The organism is Enhygromyxa salina (genome assembly GCF_000737335.2).
Taxonomy (GTDB): domain Bacteria; phylum Myxococcota_A; class Polyangia; order Nannocystales; family Nannocystaceae; genus Plesiocystis; species Plesiocystis salina_C.
Map to the genome: position 1 here is coordinate 1 of NZ_JMCC02000157.1, position 19,172 is coordinate 19,172.

General features: G+C 65.4%; 16 protein-coding genes. 10 read left to right on the forward strand and 6 right to left on the reverse strand.

The genetic code is table 11. From position 1 onward, the window contains the following. Positions 1–676: 676 nt before the first annotated feature. The 5 genes from DB30_RS38025 (at position 677) to DB30_RS38045 (ending at position 5,555) form a co-directional block, all read left to right on the forward strand. On the forward strand, positions 677–889 hold the full coding sequence (locus DB30_RS38025) for a hypothetical protein (RefSeq protein ID WP_146662488.1): 213 nt from the start codon (positions 677–679) through the stop codon (positions 887–889). A gap of 21 nt (positions 890–910) precedes the next feature. Continuing rightward, entirely contained in the window at positions 911–1,867 is a 957-nt protein-coding gene (locus DB30_RS38030) for a hypothetical protein (protein WP_052558652.1), read from the forward strand. 32 nt (positions 1,868–1,899) lie between these two features. Beyond that, positions 1,900–3,594: a serine/threonine-protein kinase gene (locus DB30_RS38035; protein WP_146662490.1), complete on the forward strand. Its 1,695-nt coding sequence runs from the start codon at positions 1,900–1,902 to the stop codon at positions 3,592–3,594. 34 nt (positions 3,595–3,628) lie between these two features. After that, a complete protein-coding gene (locus DB30_RS38040) occupies positions 3,629–4,858 on the forward strand; it encodes a DUF4215 domain-containing protein (RefSeq protein ID WP_052558656.1) in 1,230 nt (409 codons plus the stop codon). Between the two features lie 169 nt (positions 4,859–5,027). Beyond that, complete coding sequence (locus DB30_RS38045; RefSeq protein WP_146662492.1) at positions 5,028–5,555, forward strand: hypothetical protein; 528 nt, start codon at positions 5,028–5,030, stop codon at positions 5,553–5,555. An 18-nt stretch (positions 5,556–5,573) separates the two neighbouring features. Here DB30_RS38045 and DB30_RS38050 read toward each other — a convergent pair whose 3' ends face one another. Together DB30_RS38050 and DB30_RS38055 are read right to left on the reverse strand one after the other, a co-directional pair. Then, positions 5,574–6,071: a hypothetical protein gene (locus tag DB30_RS38050; protein ID WP_052558659.1), complete on the reverse strand. Its 498-nt coding sequence runs from the start codon at positions 6,069–6,071 to the stop codon at positions 5,574–5,576. A gap of 56 nt (positions 6,072–6,127) precedes the next feature. Next, positions 6,128–8,395 carry an FAD-dependent oxidoreductase gene (locus DB30_RS38055; RefSeq protein WP_052558662.1) on the reverse strand — a complete coding sequence of 756 codons (2,268 nt, stop codon included), beginning with the start codon at positions 8,393–8,395 and terminating at the stop codon, positions 6,128–6,130. Between the two features lie 156 nt (positions 8,396–8,551). Here DB30_RS38055 and DB30_RS42915 point away from each other — a divergent pair, with 156 nt between their 5' ends. Beyond that, positions 8,552–10,081 carry an MYXO-CTERM sorting domain-containing protein gene (locus DB30_RS42915; protein ID WP_052558665.1) on the forward strand — a complete coding sequence of 510 codons (1,530 nt, stop codon included), beginning with the start codon at positions 8,552–8,554 and terminating at the stop codon, positions 10,079–10,081. Between the two features lie 161 nt (positions 10,082–10,242). On the opposite strand, the gene DB30_RS38065 is transcribed toward DB30_RS42915, so the two are convergent. Then, positions 10,243–10,884 carry a DUF4920 domain-containing protein gene (locus DB30_RS38065; RefSeq protein WP_052558667.1) on the reverse strand — a complete coding sequence of 214 codons (642 nt, stop codon included), beginning with the start codon at positions 10,882–10,884 and terminating at the stop codon, positions 10,243–10,245. Between the two features lie 179 nt (positions 10,885–11,063). Between DB30_RS38065 and dusB the strand changes: the two genes are divergently transcribed. Both dusB and DB30_RS38075 read left to right on the forward strand, forming a co-directional pair. Continuing rightward, on the forward strand, positions 11,064–12,311 hold the full coding sequence (gene dusB / locus DB30_RS38070) for a tRNA dihydrouridine synthase DusB (RefSeq protein WP_205633161.1): 1,248 nt from the start codon (positions 11,064–11,066) through the stop codon (positions 12,309–12,311). 72 nt (positions 12,312–12,383) lie between these two features. Then, on the forward strand, positions 12,384–13,004 hold the full coding sequence (locus DB30_RS38075; RefSeq protein WP_052558669.1) for a hypothetical protein: 621 nt from the start codon (positions 12,384–12,386) through the stop codon (positions 13,002–13,004). 121 nt (positions 13,005–13,125) lie between these two features. On the opposite strand, the gene DB30_RS38080 is transcribed toward DB30_RS38075, so the two are convergent. The 3 genes from DB30_RS38080 to DB30_RS38090 all read right to left on the reverse strand — a co-directional run bounded on the left by DB30_RS38080 (position 13,126) and on the right by DB30_RS38090 (position 15,515). Further along, entirely contained in the window at positions 13,126–13,566 is a 441-nt protein-coding gene (locus tag DB30_RS38080) for a hypothetical protein (RefSeq protein ID WP_052558671.1), read from the reverse strand. 161 nt (positions 13,567–13,727) lie between these two features. Next, positions 13,728–14,279, reverse strand: a complete 552-nt coding sequence (locus DB30_RS38085) for a DUF1697 domain-containing protein (protein ID WP_052558673.1) — start codon at positions 14,277–14,279, stop codon at positions 13,728–13,730. A gap of 303 nt (positions 14,280–14,582) precedes the next feature. Continuing rightward, the gene (locus DB30_RS38090; protein WP_146662494.1) at positions 14,583–15,515 is read right to left on the reverse strand and encodes a hypothetical protein; all 933 of its coding nucleotides are present in this window, start codon (positions 15,513–15,515) and stop codon (positions 14,583–14,585) included. Between the two features lie 259 nt (positions 15,516–15,774). Here DB30_RS38090 and DB30_RS38095 point away from each other — a divergent pair, with 259 nt between their 5' ends. Continuing rightward, positions 15,775–16,491 (forward strand): MOSC domain-containing protein, encoded by a 717-nt coding sequence (locus tag DB30_RS38095; protein ID WP_146662496.1) that lies wholly within the window; start codon positions 15,775–15,777, stop codon positions 16,489–16,491. A 143-nt stretch (positions 16,492–16,634) separates the two neighbouring features. After that, positions 16,635–18,656 (forward strand): vWA domain-containing protein, encoded by a 2,022-nt coding sequence (locus tag DB30_RS38100; RefSeq protein ID WP_052558681.1) that lies wholly within the window; start codon positions 16,635–16,637, stop codon positions 18,654–18,656. The last annotated feature ends 516 nt before the right edge of the window (positions 18,657–19,172 follow it).

A 19,172-nucleotide genomic window follows, 5' to 3' on the forward strand; every position in this document is an offset into this window, starting at 1 on the left:
TGGCGATGGCGATGGCGATGGCGATGGCGATGGCGATGGCGATGGCGATGGCGACAACGACGGCGATGGCGATGGCGATGGCGACGGCGATGGCGATGGCGATGGCGACAACGACGGCGATGGCGATGGCGATGGCGATGGCGAGTAACCGGAGCTCGCAGTGGCATCCTTGCTCTCAGCGACATCAACGACGATGGGTGCAGCAGTGACTGCAACTCTTCAAAACACCCGAGGCCACATGCACCCCCACCACCAACCCACAATTCGTCATCACGTGATCGCATGGATCGCCGCCTTCCTAGCTCTCGTTGCCCCGACGGCCCACGCCGCCACGCCCCGGGGTGGCGACCCAGCCCCCATCGAACCAGTCGACTGGCGAGACCACGACGTTAGCCTCCACGACAGCCCACCACCCGAAAGGCCACAACCTCTGGACCAGACTGCCCCCACACCGACCGAGCCCAACTGGGCGCCTCCTGAGCTCGAGCGCGCCACGCCGCCACCCGAGCCCACCACCGAGCCACCCGTCGCCCAACCTGCCCCCAAGCCACCACCACCAGTCATCCAGCCCACACCACAGCAAGATCACCCACCCCGCCTGAAGCTCGGCCCCCTCGGCCTCACGGGCGTCGCGTCCCTCGTCGGCGGCGCCGCGTCGATCGGCGCGGGCGGCATCATGATGAGCCTCCCCGCGCTCAACTACGACCTCGACCCCCGCAGAGTCGGCGCCGGTATCCTGGTCGCCGGCAGCATCACGACCGCGCTGAGCATCGCGGCGATCATCGTCGACACCACCCTCCTCGAGCGCAGGCGACAACGCCAGCGCGTCCACGTTGGCGCCGACGTGTCCGCCTCGCAGGCGAGCCTTTCGATCTCCGGCAGGTTCTGATCGCGCCCGGGAGCCCGGTTCATGTCATATCTCGTCGTCCTCGTCCTGTTCTTCGCGCCGCCGGAACACGACTATGCGCAAGCCAGCGCGAAGCTCCGGGCGGCGATCGACGGCTCCACCAGCCAGGACCGTCTGCCGGCGATCGCTGCCCTCGCAGAAGGCATCGCGCTGCATACACGCTACCCCGCAGAGGCCTCCACGGCGGTCCCAGACTTCGTCCTGGAGGCTCACGTGATCCTGGTCCGGCTGTATCTCGCGGAGCGGGACACTCTGGCTGCAGAATTAGCTATGGACGACCTCATTCGCACTGCTCGGGACCAGGTTCCACCGGTCCACTCCTACGGACGTGAAGTCACGGCGCTCTACGAACAACGCATGAACGCCCTGCATTCGGCCGGTACGGGAATTCTTCAAGTCAACTGCGAGATCCCTTGCGAGCTCGTCGTGAACGAGCGCTGGTCAGCGGCCCCCCGCGAGGAATTGCTCCTGGGTACCTACAGGGTATGGGTCAGGGGCGCCAACGAGTACGCCAATTGGGAATATCACGAGGTCGAACTCGCCGAAGTGGGAGAGCCACGAGTCGTCACCTATCGGGAGCCGAACCCGAACCCGAACCCAAAGCAGGCCGCCACGCCCCCGCCACCCATCAGTCCACCAATCACGAGTAGACCCGAGCGGCGAATGATTCCCAGAGCGGCAGAGATCGCAGGCGCGACGGTGGGGGTGGGGCTCATCATCACCTACGCAGTCTTGCGCGGCTTCGACGGCAAGTGCCGCGCGAGTGGAGGTCGGCCTACTGGTGCCACGACTCAAGAAGCCTGCGGCCACATCTATCATATTGTCCCGAGCACCGCCGCGCTGCTCGGAGTTGGAAGTGGATTGCTGCTGGTTTCGGGCGCTCTCTTGAGCATCGATGAAGTTCGAGTCGGACGCTTGAAGGGCCGACAAGTCACAGCCGGTGTCACGCTAAAATTCTGACCAGAGCGATACGGCGCCGCCGGGACCCCCACATGCCACATCCTTTGCGAGAGGAGAGAAAGCTCCGCCCGCAGTCCGGTCCACCACGGTTGACAACAAAGCACGCTGATCGTGAACTCGATGCCGTGCGCGAATTTGGGGGATACACGCTGACTCATCGCCTTGGCATCGGTGGAATGGGCGAGGTCTGGAAGGGTCAGCGCGAGGCGCTTGGCGGCGCCGCTGTGCACGTGGCAATCAAGCTGCTGACCGCCGCGAGGACCGGTACGGTGGATGCACGGCGCATGTTTCTGGACGAGGCGCGGCTGTCAATGCTGCTCAACAGCTCCAACATCGTCAAGGTATACGACGCGGCCGAGACGGAGGATGGGATCTGCTACTTGATCATGGAGTGGGTCGACGGACTCAACCTCGCGCAGCTTAGCGAGAAGCTGCACGAACGCGGCGAGAATCTGCCCGACGTCATCATCGGATATATCATCGGCGAGGTGCTCAAGGGCCTCGCGCACGCACACGACCTGCGGGACGGAGCCCGACGCATCACAATCGTTCATAGGGACGTGTCTCCGCACAATGTGATGCTCTCTACCTCTGGCGAGGTAAAGCTGATGGACTTTGGCATCGCCAGAATTGCCTCCGAAGAGACCAGCGGCGCGCACGTCAAGGGTAAGCTCCGCTACATGCCCCCTGAGCAGCTTCGCGGTGAATCACGTGAGCCTACTTTGGACTTGTTCGCGGTCGGCGCCATGCTCCACGAGCTACTCGACCGCGACACCTTTCGCGGTCGAGTCGTCGACGAGGCCCGGCTGTACGGCATGGTTCTCGACGGCGAGATCCCAACGATGACGCGCGCTCGTCAGACGGTCCCCAACGAGCTCGACGAGCTGCGTGAGCAGCTCCTCGCGGTCAACGCGACGGACCGGATCCAGAGCGCTCGCGAGGCATTTGTCCGTCTGTGTTGCTGGCCCGAGTACCGGGACGCTCGATTCGAACTCGACGAAATCGTCCGTCGCTTCGGGAATGTCGGCGAGTCCGAGGACCCGCGACACGTGCCGTATGACCTCGAGGCACCAACCGTCGTGTTCGTGGCTGACGGATCTGAAACGGCCGCCGGACGCAGGAGGCAGTCGACGACGGCAGCACCCGCTCCCACACACAGCAGACGGGCTCTAGCGGCCCTCGTCTTAGGATGTAGCGCAGCGGGGTTCGCGGGGGTTTGTTCTGTGGTGGCACAGTCCGGCCAAGGCGACATCGTGCCTGAGGTCGTGTCTGCCGAGTCAACGCGCAGCTTGGCAGTGGTTCCCCCAACCACCGAGCCAATTGGCTCAACCGATGGCACCGACGATGGTGTGGAGCCGGACCTCGTTCGCTCAGACATCGAAGACATCGAGCCTAGACTCGACCTGCCGGACCTGCCGGACCTGCCGGACGAAAATGATCTGTCCGCTCGAGTTCATCCTACTCCTACGCCTACGCCTAGAAAGACAAAGGTCTTCCTCGTGCTCAGTGATGGTGTGCCGTGGGCCGAGATCAAGATCGGGGGCCGCAGTTTCGTGCTTGACGCGTTTGGCCGCGACGGTGCGTCGACTCGGCTCGCGCCCGGGAGCTACAACACCTGGTTTCGCACGAGGGTGGACGCGCCGTGGAGTCAGGCCGGGCGAATCGTAGTTTCGGGAGGATTGGCGACCGTGACGCTCGATAAGCACGGGGACCTTCTCGTTCAGTGATCGAGGGTCGAACATCATTGCGAGACATTCACCGATGAAACACCGCATCCTGCTCTTTTCGTTGTTTCTGGCCACGTTTGACATAGGATGTGTGCTCATCCCATTTTGTGATGTCCTGCCGGAAAACTGCCCTGTCAGCGACGACTCGAGTGAATCTGACACGATGGGCGATGGCGATGGCGATGGCGATGGCGATGGCGATGGCGATGGTGATGGCGATGGCGATGGCGATGGCGATGGTGACGGCGATGGCGACGGTGATGGCGATGGCGATGGCGATGGCGGTGAATGTGGGGATGGCAACGTCGATCCCAGCGAGGAGTGTGACGATGGCAACGATCTCAACACCGACACCTGCGTCGAAGGGTGCAAAGATCAAGTCTGCGGCGACGGCTTCGTCGGACCCGGCGAGGGCTGTGACGACCCCGACGAAACCGTGTGCACCAGCGAATGCGTGCCTGTGACCTGTGGGGACGGCGTGCTTCAACCCGGCGAGGCCTGCGACGACGGCAACGAGGACAACACCGATGGATGTCTGGCCTCGTGCGCGCTGGCGACCTGCGGGGACGAGTTTGTCTACGCGATGGTCGAGGATTGTGATGACGGCAACGTTGACAACACCGACGACTGTGTCGCCTGTCAGGCCGCCGTGTGCGGCGACGGCTTTGTTCAGGAGAACGTCGAGGCCTGCGATGACGGCAATAACATCAACACCGATGACTGCGTTGCCTGTCAGGCCGCCGTGTGTGGCGATGGTTTCGTTCAGGAGAACGTCGAGGACTGCGAGGACGGCAACAACATCAACACCGACAACTGTGTCGCCTGTCAGGCCGCCGTGTGCGGCGACGGCTTTGTTCAGGAGAACGTCGAGGCCTGCGATGACGGCAATAACATCAACACCGATGACTGCGTTGCCTGTCAGGCCGCCGTGTGTGGCGATGGTTTCGTTCAGGAGAACGTCGAGGACTGCGAGGACGGCAACAACATCAACACCGACAACTGTGTCGCCTGTCAGGCCGCCGTGTGCGGCGACGGCTTTGTTCAGGAGAACGTCGAGACCTGCGAGGACGGCAACAACATCACCACCGACGCATGCGTCGATTGTCAGGCCGCCGTGTGCGGCGACGGCCACATCTGGAGCGGTATGGAGACATGTGATGGCCTGAACCTGGATGGCCAAGACTGCACAGACCACAACCTGAACAACGGCACCCTGACCTGCTCGGACACCTGCGACTTCGTCATTGAAATGTGCCTCCCCTGACCCTCCCCCGTTACCTCCGCAACATCTCACTCGTCGAGACCCCATGCCAAATCACCGCCATCCCATCCGTCGCAATGTACTTGCGACGATCACCGCGCTCCTGACCCTCGCCACCCCAACAGCCCGCGCCGCTCCCCCCTCGGACACCGATCCCTCTCCGATCGAACCCGTGGACTGGCGCGACCACGACATCAACCTCCACACCAATCCCACGCTCGGCGAGCAACCATCCCCAGCCGACACGACCCCGCCCGATCCCGACCCCGACCCGGATTGGGCGCCTCCTGAGCTCGACCGCGCCACGCCGCCACCCGAGCCCACCACCGAGCCACCCATCGCCCAACCTGCCCCCAAGCCACCACCACCAGTCATCCAGCCCACACCACAGCAAGATCACCCACCCCGCCTGAAGCTCGGCCCCCTCGGCCTCACGGGCGTCGCGTCCCTCGTCGGCGGCGCCGCGTCGATCGGCGCGGGCGGCATCATGATGAGCCTCCCCGCGCTCAACTACGACCTCGACCCCCGCAGAGTCGGCGCCGGTATCCTGGTCGCCGGCAGCATCACGACCGCGCTGAGCATCGCGGCGATCATCGTCGACACCACCCTCCTCGAGCGCAGGCGACAACGCCAGCGCGTCCACGTTGGCGCCGACGTGTCCGCCTCGCAGGCGAGCCTTTCGATCTCCGGCAGGTTCTGATCTTCGAAGCGACCCCGCTCACGGATCTGTCCCCGTCCGCGCGCGGGCTGACGGCACGCTCAGCTCTGCCCAGAGCAGCTCGTAGGCGCGCTGAATCTCACCTGCATCAATCCCAACGAGCTCCATCGTCACCCGCGTGATCGCCTGCTCGACCGTGCCCTCGATCGAGATGCTCCCGTGCCCAACGACCCGGACGATCGTCGACAGCGCCACCCGCACAGCGGAGGCCCAAAACCCAAGACCGAGCAACGCGACCGCCACCACCACGTTTTCACGGTAGCGACGCATGAATTGCTTGGCGTGACGCTGGGCCGCGCCGTCGGGCGGCGGTGTGTCGTGGGTGAAGACCACGAGCATCGCAATGTTGGCGTGAGTCTCGAGCAGCTCGTCAAACAGTTGCTCCTGCCGAACGAGATCAGCGACCTCGGTGCGAACGCCATCGCAGATTCGGATCACGACCGGGCCCAAGCTCGCGCAGGTCTCGTGAGCGGTCCGGTGGCGAAGCTCGAGTTCCACCGCCGACCATTAGCAGGTTGGATCCACCATTGACACAATGATCAAGGTCACACCAATCAAAAGGGTCGCTTGGGCCACCCAGCCATGAACCCACGCTGCGGGACTGTCCACACCTGCTCTTCGCGCAGGGACTCGGCCCGGCAAATCCGATTTGCCGCCAACAGACCCGCGGAGTATGCCGCCTCCATCAACATCGCAGGAAATGGCAAGACCACCCAGTCACCAGCCAAGAACAGATTGTCCAGGTCAGTCTCCCAGCCTGGGCGGGTGGCGTGTTTACCAACGTGAAACGCGGGAAAGTCACGGCGAACATAAAGGTGCTCGTGAATGACCACCGCGTCAGCCAGCTCGGGCAAGAAGTGGTGGAGCTCGGCCAAGAACAGCTCGCGTAGCTGGGCCTCGTCAACCGCCCCGCTTGGGTACAGATCCTCGGGAATCGCATAGCAGTGCAGCTCGACCACCGCGCCGCGCTCGCCGGCCGCCTCGCGCTGAGCGACCCAGTTCGCGGACTCGTCTTGGATCTGGTGCATCAGCGTGATGCTGTCCAACAAGCGCACGCGCTCGGTGATCACAAAACCCGGCAGCTCGCGATTCACGCCGCGGTCCAGCCACAACCGAAACACCGAGTAGGGCTGCCCCGGCTCGAGGGTTGCGACCTTGGCAGCCGTCTTCGGCGCAGCCGCAGCCAGCGAGGGCGAGCGCTCGAACAGCGCCCGGGTCCCGACCACGTCGCTGGCGATCACCACGTAGTCAAAGCGCTCCCCGTCAACCTCGAACCCGCCTTCGGCCTCGCGCTCGATCTTGCGGATCTCACACCCGGTCCGAATGTCGACGCCGTGGCCCTGCATGTACTCACGCAGCGGGCCAAGCAACGAGGTTCCAAAGTCGTCATTGACGTACTCGTAGATCAGCCCGCAGTCGTTGCTCAAATAGTAGAAGTGAAAGCTCTTGATCAGCTCCGCCATCGACATCTTGTCGGGGTCGGCAAAGAACACGCGCGAGAAGGTGTTGAACACCAGGCCAAGGCTTGCGGGGAGCTTGGCCTTGGCCGAAAAGCTGGCGAACGAGATCTCGTCGTGGGTGGCGTAGGTCTGGGTGGGATCGTAGCGAAGCAGCGCCTCCATCTCGAGCCCAGTCTCGCGCCCCGAGACCTCGCGCAGGTCATAGACGCCATGCCGCGCGAGCGAGAGCAGGTTGAGCAGCGGCGTGGTCGAGATGGCCTTGAACGAGTAAGACTGCCCATCTTCGGCGAGGATCATGTAGTCGCCGATGTTGCGATAGCTGCGGTCCAGACCCAGCTTTTTGAAGAACGCGTTGAGGTTGTAATACTGGTGAAAGAACGCGTGAAAGCCGTGATCCATGCCGATCTCGCGGCCGTCCGGCATTGTGGTCTTCCAAGCCCCCAGCTTGCCGCCAATGTAGTCGTTGCGCTCGAGCAGGGTGACCGCGAAGCCCCGCTCGGCGAGCTTGGTCGCCGCGCCGATCCCCGCGAGCCCAGCCCCGATCACCGCGACCTTGCGCGGGGTCGTGAGCGCCAGCGGCAGCTGCTCGTCGATTGGATGCAGCAGCTGACGGTAGCCACCAAAGCGGCGCTCGATCAAACGCGCGATCAGGCCCTTGCTGGCGCTCGCGGCTGCTCGCTGCTCGAGATGCGCGAACACCAGCACGGCCGCGCCAGCGAGCGCCAGCGCATAGCCAAGATCCTCGATCGGCACACCGATCAGCGCAAACCCGACGATCGCGTCCGCGCTGTGAGCCACGATCCCGCGCTGGATCAGCGCCCCGCCAAACACCAAGGTCAGCAGCACAACTGCGGCCAGCATCGCCCAAAATTGCGCGCGCGCAACCAGCTTGGTCCGCAGCGCCAAGTCCAGCGGTGACAATAGCCCGACCGCGAGCAGGGCCAGCTGCGCGTGGCGTGGACCGCCGCCGACCAGCCCCATGACCCCGGCAGCCAACGCGACGAGCAACACCGCGTGCAGGCCAGACTGCCACGGCTTGGGTGCTTGCGCGGCCGCTGCCTCGGCGAAGCCAACCCGCCAACAAAACAGACACGCGAACGCGATCGCGGGCACCAAGAAGATCGCCCCCAGCGGCAGGCCCATCACGCTGAGCCCGGTGCCCACGAGGCTGTGCGCGGGCGAGAAGATCACCCCGCCGCTGCTGCTCATCCACGCCAGCCACACCAACGCTGGCAAGCCGACCACGGCCGCGCTGGCCCACGCCCAGCGCCAGCGATCCAAGAAGAAGGTGGAGCGACGAAAGCTCGCAACCACCGGCGGTCCGATCAAGAGCAGGTCAAAGGCGAGCAATTCGAGGCGCATGCCGGCCTCGTGGCCTTATCACGCAGACCCACGACTGTCACGGCGACCGAACCAGCGACCAGCGCTCTGAGGTCGCGACGGTGAAGCCGCCCACGACCCAAGCCGGTCGTGATTGCGGGCACGGACAGCGCGCCGCGTTCTGGCACAATCGCGGCCATGAGCTGCCTCGATCGTTCAAATCGGTTCTGGACCTGTGTTAGTTGGACGGCCGTCGCCGCGCTGAGCTGCGCGTGGGCGAGTGAGGCTGCGGCCGGGCCGGTGCCGGTTGCCACGGTCGCGGAGCTGCAGGCTGCCGTCGCCAACGCGGCGCCGGGTGACGAGATCATCTTGGCGCCCGGCAACTACCTGCTGCCCAACAAGCTCAACTGCGTCAACAACGGCACCGCGGATCAGCGGATCATCATTCGCGCCGACAAGCTTGGTGACGCGGTCGTGCAGATGGACAACCTCGAGGGCTTCCACGTGCAGGGGGCGTACTGGGAGTTCGCCAACCTCGACATCGAGGGGGTGTGCGCCGACGACAACAATTGTGAGCACGCGTTTCACGTGACCGGAGACGCCGACGGCACGTGGATCCACCACAACGTCGTCCACGGCTTCAACGCCCAGCTCAAGGCCAACGGGACCGAGACCGGCCCCAACGGCGAGCGCGTGTGGCCCGACGATGTCGTCGTCGAATACAACGAGATGTTCAACCCGGCCGCGCGCCAGACCAGCAACCCGGTCACGCCGATCGACGTGGTCGGCGGGCGCCGCTGGATCGTGCGTGGCAACTACATTCACGACTTCGCCAAGGGCGGCGGCAACAACATCAGCTACGCCGCGTTCCTCAAGGGCAACTCGCGCGACGGGGTGTTCGAGCGCAACCTGATCGTCTGCGAGCAGCTGCACGCCGGGCAGATCCGGCTTGGCCTGTCGTTTGGCGGCGGCGGCAGCTCGCCCGACAACATCTGCGAGGACATGACCTGCGACCCCGAGCACCAAGACGGGATCATGCGCAACAACATCATCGCGCGGTGTCCGGCCGACGTCGGGGTCTACGTCAACAAAGGCCAGAACTCGCTGATCTACAACAACACGCTGTACGACACGACCGGCATCGACATGCGGTTTGCCAGCACCACCGGCGAGGTCCGCAACAACCTCATGACCGGGCAGATTCGCAACCGCGACGGCTCGACGGCCAACTTTGCCAGCAACCTGCAGATGGCTAGCAACGGCGACTTTCAGGCGTGGTTCAGCGATCCGGATGCGCTCGACTTCTCGCTCGTCGACGGCAGCATGTTCGTGGATCAAGGTGAGTCGCTCGCGGAGGTGATCGACGACTACTGCACCAACATCCGCGACGACGGCACCCATGATCTGGGTGCGCTCGAGTTCGACGGCGACGGGACCTGCGACACCTCGAAGCCGCCCGAAGGCGGTGGCAGCGGCGACGGTGATGGTGATGGCGACGGCGACGGCGACGACGGCGACGGCGACGGTGACCCCGGCGACGGCGACGGCGACGGTGACTCCGGTGATGGCAACGGCGACAGCGGGGGCGAGACCGCCGGAACGGATGGCGCCGCGAACGAGGCCGGCAGCAGCGAAGGCTGCAGCTGTAGCGCCGAGCCAACTCCAGTCCGTGCGGGATGGATGCTCCTCGCTAGCCTTGGCCTGCTCGGCCTTCGCCGCCGTCGCTAGCTCCCCCCCCTTTCACCCTCGGGGATCAGCACCTCCTAGCTGATCAGCTGCCCAACGAGGTCCGAGCTGTAATCGGCGACCAAAGAAAAGCCGCCGGGTCTTCGCAGGTATCCCCACGCAGAGCCCAACGGCTACTTGCACCTGGCCCGCGGGCCAGAGACTCAGCTGTTGGCGGCGAGCTCGACGGCGGTCGCGTGCAAGAAGAACTCTTGGCGGGCGCCGTCTCCCTCGAGGTTGGTGTCGCCGTCCTTCTTGAGGTGCGCGACGTTGGCCTCGGTCAGCTCCTTGGCCTCGATCGTGCCCTCGACGGTCGCGGCCTTGCCCTTGCCGTCCATGGGGATGGCGAACGCGTGATCCTTGACGAGCACGCGGGCCGTGACGTCGCCCTCTTTGATGACCATCCAGCAGCCCTTGGCCTGGCACACGCTCTCTACGGTGCCGCTGACCTTCACGGCTGCGGTTGGGACACCGCTGGCGAGCGCGGTCGAGAGCGGCTGGGCTTCGGTGATCGCAAACGCGGCGCCGAAGTGGCCGGTGGACTCGGTCGGGGCGGCGGTGCCACCGTGATCGCAACCTTCGCCCTCGGCGTGGGCCGGCTTGTTCTCGTGGATGCAGCCCTCTTCCGAGTCAACGGTGTTGGCCGAGACCTCGTCGCCGGTCTTCTTGGCGTCGGCCTTTTCTTCGGTCTTGGCGTCGGCCTTTTCTTCGGTCTTGGCGTCGGACTTCTCTTCGGCCTTCTTGTCGCAGGCACTGAGGGTGGCGAGGCCAAGGGCGATCGAGAGCATCACTGGCAGAGAGCGCATGGCCAGGAGTTTGCCACGCGCGGGCAGGTGGTCAACGGTCCCACCAGCCTGATTCGCGCCCGCTGAGTGGGCAAAAGCTCACGTTGAACCGGCTCTGGCGACAATGTTTTCACCGACCCGAGCGAGCGGCGCCGACCGCAACCGGCCCAGAATCTGGCGCGCCTTATAGTCTCGCGGACGTGGACCCCCTCGCCCAGAGCCCGAGCCCGCCCCAAGCCAACGCCGTGTGGCTAGGCGACATCGAGCTGTGGCCGCCGGTCGTGCTCGCGCCCATGGCCGGGGTCACCGACTTCCCATTTCGTGCGCTGTGCCGCCGCTTCGCGACCGAGGCGTTCGCCCGCGCCGGGGGATCGCAGCCGCGCGCACCCAAGCACACCCCGGGGTTGTTCGTCAGCGAGATGATCACGGCCCGTCCGCTCGTCGAGGGTGATCGCAAGACCCTCGAGCTCGCCAGCTTTGGCCCCAGCGAGTGGCCGCGCAGCCTGCAGCTCTACGGCGTGGATCCCTACCACGTTGGCGAGGCGGTCAAGCGCTTGGTCGGCGAGGGACGCATCGATCATCTCGACATGAACTTCGGCTGTCCGGTGCCCAAGATCACCCGTCGCGGCGGCGGCTCGGCGATCCCGGTCAAGCCCAAGCTGCTCGCGAGGATCGTCCACGCCGCGGTCAGCTCGGCCGGCGCCGTTCCGGTCACGATCAAGTTCCGCACGGGGATCGACGCGAGCTTGCTGACCTACCGCGACGCCGGTCGGATCGGCCAAGAAGAGGGCTGCGCCGCCGTCGGCCTCCACGCCCGCACCGCCGAGCAGTTCTATGAAGACGGGGCCAACTGGGACGCGATCGCGGACCTGGTGACGCGGGTCAACATCCCGGTGTTTGGCAACGGCGACATCTGGGAGGCCCACGACGCGACCCGGATGATGCGCGAGACCGGCTGCGCGGGCGTGATCATTGGGCGTGGGTGCCTGGGTCGGCCGTGGTTGTTTGCGGAGCTCATCGAGCTGATGTGCGGCGCGGCAGCGAGCGAGCCCCCACGCTTTGCGATCGTCGCCGCCGTCATGCGCGAGCACGCCCAGGCCATGGTCGCGTGGTACGGCCGCGAGTCCATGGCGCCCTCGCGGGGGTTGCTGACGGTCGAGCAAGTCGCGATGCGAGCGTTTCGCAAGCACGCGAGCTGGTACACGAAGGGGTTCCGCGCAAGCGCGGCGCTGCGTGAGCGGCTGATGCACGTCGAGACGCTCAACGAGCTCGACGCGCTGCTGGGTGGCTGCGACGGCGATGAGCCGTTTCCCGAGCACGCCCTGCGTGCCGTTCGGGGTAAGCGTGGGCGGCAGCGCAAGGTCGCGCTGCCGGCTGGGTACCTGGATGATCTCGATGATGATCGAGCACCGCACGTCGACGCCGAGCAACTCAGCTCTGGGGGCTAGTACCCTGCGGCCGAACGCGTGCTTGGCGTGGGCGCCTCCGCACTTTTGAAGCTCGCCTGGTATGCTCCCGCGATGCCCGACCCGTCTGCGAGTAGCTCAGGATCCTTCAGCGATGGCTCACTCGTCGACGACGTCCACCAGATCAAGGGCCTCGCGTTGGCGAGCGTGCAGACCCACGTGGTCGAGACCTTCGGCCAGGCCGAGTGGGACGCCCTGATGAAGCTGTTGCCGCCACGAACCAGCGGCATGTTCGAGGATATCGACACCGGCGACTGGTACCCCGAGACCGAGATGCGTCGGGTCGTCCACGCGCTGTATCAGCACCTCTGCCAAGACGACGACGAGCGGTTCTTGGCGCTCATGCGTGGCGTCGCGCTGGCCGGCATCAACCGCTTCTTTGGCATGATCCTCACCATCACGACCGCGCGCTTCGTGCTGCGCAACATCCCGGCGTTGTGGCGGCGGGTCCGTCGGGGTCCTGCCGTGTTGCATACGGAGGTGGGCAGTGACGGTCGGGTGCTGGTGCACTACAGCGACTATCGCTATTGCCGGGATCGAATCTACCGGCTGGTCTCGCTGGCGAACTGCCAAGCGGCTGCCTACGCGGCCACCAAGAAGCTGCCCCAGGCCGAGGTCGCCAAGTGGGACCGCTACACGATGACGCTGGCGTTCACGCTGAACGAGAACGAGTAGGGCATCACCCCAAATCCGGCTACGAGTGGGCCCAGTCGTCGCTCGAGCGCCCCTCGCTTCGCGCAGCGGCCCCGACATCTAAACCAGACCGGGACTCCACGACGAGCTCAGGTAGCGACGCTCAGTGGCCCGCTCGCAGGTCGCGGCCGTCATACAGCGACGGTGCATTGAACGCGTCGTCCAGCACGGCCGAGAACGCCGAAGTCAGAGCAGCGAGCGTGGCCTCGTCTGGGACGTCAGCAGGATCATGGTCGCAGCCCTCGATCTCGCTAAGCGGCCAGGGCGACGAGGAGAGCGAGTCGCGATCAAAGCGCCACACCTCGAAGCCCGGCGCTGGCTCACCGACGGGCCGAGCGTCCGCCTCAATGCGCTCGACGAACGCATCGAGGTGCTGCAAGAAACCGTCACCGGCGTTTAGATAGTTGCCCGCGCTGTCGGTAAAGCAGCCCCCACCGGCGGCGTCCCACCCCCACTTCACGCGAGCGTCGTACCGCACCAGCGTGAACTGAAAGCGTACCAGGTGGTTCTTGGACAAGAGCGTGGTGAGGGTGGAGATCGACATGCCGAGGATGGTACCCGTCTGCAATCCGGTCCGCTCGCGACCACGGTCACCGTGGCCAGCGGCGTGAGGCAGATCAGCTGAGAGAGCCAGATTTGCAACGCAGCCGAGAGGTTAGTCATGTCCGCAGCCCAGCCCGCTCGCTCCCCGCCATGGCCCACAGTTCAGATCAGCTCCACGAGCTTCTGCACGGTCAGCCAGTTCCGCCAGGTGCTGATCACCCCAAGGCTGCGATCGAGCCAGGCGGCGGTGAACTTCGAGCGACCCGAGCCGTTGGGAAACGCCAGGTAGACCTCCGCGCCGCGGACCTCGAGCAAGTCGCCAGGTGAGCGGTTCGGATCGAGCGCGGCGACCTTGGTCGCGCTCGGCTCGTGATCACAAAATCCGACCATCGCAAATTTTGGTTCAGGCACCGCGTCGACAAACGGATGCTCGCGCGCGACCTTGGCAAACGCGGGCGCGCTGCGGACGACCAGCGGAATCTCGAGGCCGAGCTCGCGGGTGATCGACTCGCGGACCTCACCAGCGATCTGCTTGGCGAGCTTGGCTGGCGCGGAAAACACTACATTGCCGCTTTGAATATAGGTCGTGACCTCGGCGGCGCCGACGTCTGTAAACAAGCCACGCAGCGTCGCCATCGGCAGGCGGTTTTTGCCGCCAACGTTGATCCCACGCAGCAGCGCAATGTGACGAGTCGACTTCGGGCGGCCGGCCATGTGGCGCGAGGGTAGCAGGCGCCTCGCTGGTGGTATCCGTTCGAGGGCGAGTGGAACCCGATCGACGAGGACGAGATCGACGAGGATGACGAGTACGCGCTCGACCTCGTCGGCCTCCGAGCCCGCGCGGACGCCGAGCTCGGCCCGTGGACGGAGACCTCCGAGGCCATGATGAAGCGCGGCGTCGATCGACAGCCGGACTTCAAGGCCTGGGTCGAGGGGCTGCGCGGGTCGAAGGGCTAGGAAGCCGCTCGTCTGGGCGCTGAACCGGCGTCCTCGAGATCCTCGCCGGCTCGAGCCTCCTCAGAATTCCAGCGCGACGCCGACTCCACCACCACCCGGTACCCAGGTCGGCCCGAGCCCGGTGAGCCGCGGACCGTCACCGACGCGCGCCTCTTTTCCGCCCAACTTGCCCCGCCGAAGCATGCGCAGGGTGAGGAGGGCTGCCCCTCCGACCAACAGCACGCTGCCGGCCACGAACCCAGCCGCGGAGAGGTTCCTGCGGGCCACGAGCTGATCTTCGAGTTCGGAGGGACACAGCGCGACGCTGTTGCAGGTGAAGTTGCTGCCAAAATACTCGCTGGGGACGGACGGGTCTCGATTCCCGGCTCCGTCGAGCTCGTTGCGGGTGCTCGTGGCCATGGCGGCGCTGACGGTCCCGAGGCCAAGGCCGGCGCCGCCGAGGGCGAGGAGGACCACGCCGCCGATGAGCAGGCCTTTGTCGTTCTCGTTGCCCTCGTTGCCCTCGTCGTCCTCGTCTAGCTTGAAGGGATCTTCGCTCTCGGCCGACTCGCCGACGGCGTTGAGCTTCGTGAAGCTTGTCTGGCTCGCGCACCCACTTGCGTCGATCTCTTCGATCATGCGCTGGGCCTCGTCGAGCTCGTCGAGGTGCTTGTCGTTGTCGCCGTAGGTCAAGAAGTGGAGCAGGTAGTCCTGAGCGCGGTCGCAGTCGCCGGCCTCGTAGGCGGCGGCCGCGATCTTGTAGGCGAAGCCGTGCTTGCCGGGGACGAGGTAGTAGGCCTGCTCGTAGGAATCGGCGGCCTCGGCCCACTTGCCCCTCCTGGCCAACCTCTCGGCCGCGGCATACAGCTTCTTGGCATGCTCGAGCTTCTCGTCCTCGCTGAGCTGCACGTTGCTGGCGGGGGTGGTCACGGCGGCCAGTGGCTGCCGCGCCAGGGTGGTGACGGGGAGCGCGAGCGACAGCGAGACCGTCAGCGGGATGCGGATGAGGAACATGAGGTGGTGCATGGCAAGGCGACGGACGCGTGACCCAGCCCATTGTCAGTGAGGCGGCCATGAGCCGTTAAGTGCCAATAGACTCCACAGGTAGCGTGGCACCGGGCGTCGACAACGACGGCGGCGACGCTCAGCACGAGCGAGGGAACGGTGGGCCGAGTCGCTCGCTGCGGTATGATCACACCCACGGCAGCATCTCATCGGCCCTCGCGGACGCCTCGCGCCCGGGCAAACCCCAGCGCTTCGCAGGATCCACGCCATGACACCCCGCCCCACCACCGTCACCGGCCTCTTTGTCGGAGAGGCCGAGGCGCGCTGGCCCGGCCGCAAGCCCACCGCGATCGCAAAAAAACCTGTCGTGGGCCCCGTCGAGCTCACCGCGACCGGCCTCGTCGGAGATCAGCAAGGCAACATGAAAGTACACGGCGGACCCGAGAAGGCCCTCCATCACTACCCCGCCGACCACCTGCCCTTCTGGCGCGACCGCTTCCCCGAAAAATCACATTGCTTCGTCCCCGGCTGCTTCGGTGAAAACCTCTCGATTACCGGGATGACCGAAGAGAACCTGTGCCAGGGCGATGTGCTACGCGTCGGGACCGCGCTCGTTCAGGTCTCCCAAGGGCGCCAGCCCTGCTGGACCCTGAGCACCCACCTCGGCCTAAAGAGCCTCGCCCTCGCGGTCCAAAAAGCCGGCCGCACCGGCTGGTACTACCGCGTCCTGGAGGTCGGCACCATCGCCTCGGGTGACCCCGTCAGCGTACAGGAGCGCCCGCTCCCACAGTGGCCCCTCGCCAGGCTGATCCCCTTGCGTTTTCAGCGACACATTGACCCCGAGGTCGCCCGTGAGCTGTCGGTGCTGCCTACCTTGGCCGCGGGGTGGCGAGAGGCCTTCAAGAAAAAGATGTCGCGCGATTATGTCGAGGACACGAGGCCGCGGCTCGGACCGGAGATATTGGATGCTCCAGAGGAGGATTAGGCGACCGTGCACGGGTCCTGCCTGGTCGTGGACTGGGGCGCTGGCACCCAGCGAACGACGTTATTTACATTACTCTTCGTGCATGAATTTTATGTTGAAATGTGTGTTTTGACATGATATTAGTTTTGTGAGTTCTTGGAACCATGCGCCGTACACCCTTCCTACCGTCGCTCCTCGCCTGCCTGCTGCTGCCAGCGTGCAAGTCCCCGTCACCGAGCACCGCCGAGCCGCTCACCTGGGGGGACGCCGAGTGGCCGGAGGCGCCGATCCCTCAGCCGGGTGGCAACAGCAACGCTGACGACGACGGAGGCGGCGGGGACGGGGATGGAGGGAGCGCCGGCGGCTTCGTGCCGTCCAGCGGTGACCTCTCGAGCGTCAGCCAGTGTGACCCGTTCGCGCAGGACTGCCCCGAGGGAGAGAAGTGCGTGGCCTATGCCAGCTCCGGCGGGCAGTTCGACGCGAACAAGTGCGTGCCGGTGATGGGTTCGGGCGCGCATGGCGAGATCTGCACGTACGCCGGCAAGGTCGACGCGACCGACGACTGCGACGCGGTCTCCTACTGCTGGGACGTGACCGACACCTTCGAAGGTGCGTGCGCGCAGTTTTGCCAGGGGACCCCCGACGATCCGCTGTGCCCCGATGGGCACGAGTGCCTGATCGCCTTCGAAGGCTCGATCAACTTGTGCGTGGATAACTCGGGCGACGAGACCGGCACCGATACAGGCACAGATACGGGCACAGACAGCGGCAGCGAGGGCGGCCTGCCCAACATCGAGGAGCCGGAGTCGCCGGACCAGACGATCGAAGGCGAGCTCGAGCAAGTCTGCCCCGACACCACCGATCCGATCGTGCTCTACATGAGCAACGACGACAGCAACTCTCAGGCGTCGCCGGTGATCGCCCGCCAGCTCATCAACGAGGGTCGGTGGGTCAGGCCAAACCAGGTGCGGATCCACGAGTTCCTGAACTACTACGAGATCGCAACCGACAACCCCGAGGACAAGCCCGCGGAGCTGGGCATGCAGATGCGGCGGACCAACGCCGTGGACGCCGAATTCACCCTGCTGCTCACGGCCAAGGGCCAGGTCCTGCGACCGGACCAACGCCCGCCGATGAACCTGGTGTTCTCGCTGGACACGTCGGGCTCGATGAGCGGGCAGCCCCTCGATCTCGTCAAAGACTCGATGACCGCGCTCGCGGGGTCGCTGCGCGTTGGCGACGTGATCTCGCTGGTCGAGTGGAGCAGCTCGACCGAAGTGCTGCTCGAGAGTCACGCCGTGACGGGGCCAAATGACCCGACCTTGATCGGCGCGATCGAGACGCTCGACACCGGCGGCTCGACCGACCTTCAAGGCGGCCTGGTCAAGGCCTACGAGCTGGCCGAGGCCGCGTACCTCGCTGGCGGCATCAACCGCGTGATCCTGATGAGCGACGGCGGCGCGAACACGGGCGTCACCGACATCGAGCTGATCGCCGAGGCCGCTTCGGCCGAAGATGGCACCGGGATCTACATGGTCGGGGTCGGGGTCGCGCCAGCCAGCGGCTACCGCGACGATCTCATGGACGAGGTCACCGACGCTGGCAAGGGCGCCTACGTGTTCATCGATGACCCGGCCGAGGCCGAGCTGCAGTTCAACGAGCGGTTCTTGTCCAACGTCGCCGTCGCGGCTCGCAACGTGCAAATGCGGGTGACCTTGCCCTGGTATTTTGGGGTCAAGAGCTTCCACGGCGAGGAGTTCTCGGCCGATCCCGCCGAGGTCGAGCCGCAGCACCTCGCGCCGAATGACGCGATGGCATTTCATCAGATCATCTCGGCCTGCGACCCGAACTCGGTCAGCGCCAACGACACAATCGAGGCCCACATCGAATATCTGCATCCGCTCACGCTCGAGCCAATGAACGAGACCCAGCAGGTCGCAATTGGTGCGCTGGTCAAGGCCGACGCGGCCCAGCTGTACAAGGCGGATGTCGTTGTTGGGTTCGCCAAGTCGCTCATCGTGATTGGTGCACGCATGCAAGACAACGACCTCGCCGGCGCCGTCGAGGTCGCGGAAGCGATGGCGATCTGGCTGGACCAGGCGGCGCAGACCCTCGATGATGACGAGGTCGCCGACATGGCGACGCTGATGGCCCACTACGCCGTGTCGCTCGGGCAACTTGCCTAGTCCCGCACACCCTGAGTTCGATCCGGGTTATGCACGGCACTGAGGCCCAATGGCAGTGTCGCAGCTCCTAGCAGTACGCCCGGTACAGGGTCGTCGCCGCCGTGGCCTGGCTCTCGAGCTGCCGCGTGGCCTGGTCGAGCACCGTTCGAACCCAAAGACTGATCAGCAGCCGTCAGCCCCGCTTTGGTGGACCGACCGGCGCGAGGCCCTGGTTCATGTGCAGGTCCATCGACCCCAGCGCCGCGATCACCTCGTCGAGCTTGGCCTCGCTTGATCCTCGAGGGCGACTTGGTCGCCGTGGGAACCAGTGGCCCGCTGGCGGGTCACTCGACGTGGCCCGCTGGCGGGCCACCGTCCCGCTGACGGGCCACCAATTTTTGCGGTTCGCACGAGATCACTGACAAATCTGCGTGGCACGTCGCTTGCCTTTGGTGTGCGTCACGATGCCAAGCACACTCCATCAAGGCGTGGTCTCGCTGTTCTGTGATGACTCGGCCCTCGCGTTCGATCTCCTGC